General features: G+C 56.0%; 1 protein-coding gene. It reads left to right on the top strand.

What is annotated here, in order from left to right; genetic code table 11:
- On the top strand, positions 1-418 hold a 418-nt coding region (locus tag H0X91_RS34770; RefSeq protein WP_196433828.1), incomplete at both ends, for a penicillin-binding protein activator.

The raw sequence follows: 418 nt of genomic DNA, 5'->3' as shown, positions 1-418 counted from the left end.
CAGCTGCGACGACCACAGAACAGCCGCAAACGACTGACGGCGTTGCCAGCCCTTCTCAGGCGTCAGTAAGCGATCTGACCAACGAGGAGCCTGCACAGCCAGAAACTACAGCCCCACAGCCAACAGCGCCTGCACAACCAACCACCGCCAGCGCGCCGGCAAATCCGTCCGCAGAACTTAAAATCTACGACACTTCATCACAGCCTCTGAACCAAATCCTGACTCAGGTTCAACAGGATGGTGCCAGCATCGTGGTTGGCCCACTGCTGAAGAATAATGTTGAAGAGCTGATGAAAAGCAATACGCCATTAAACGTGCTGGCACTTAATCAGCCGGAGTCGGTGAAAAACCTGCCGAACGTCTGCTACTTCGCTTTGTCGCCAGAAGATGAAGCGCGCGACGCCGCGCGTCACATCCG

This window comes from Burkholderia sp. 9777_1386 (assembly GCF_015712265.1).
GTDB lineage: Bacteria > Pseudomonadota > Gammaproteobacteria > Burkholderiales > Burkholderiaceae > Burkholderia > Burkholderia cenocepacia.
The sequence above is the reverse complement of the archived record's forward strand: the minus strand, read 5'-3'. Positions and strand labels throughout refer to the sequence as shown.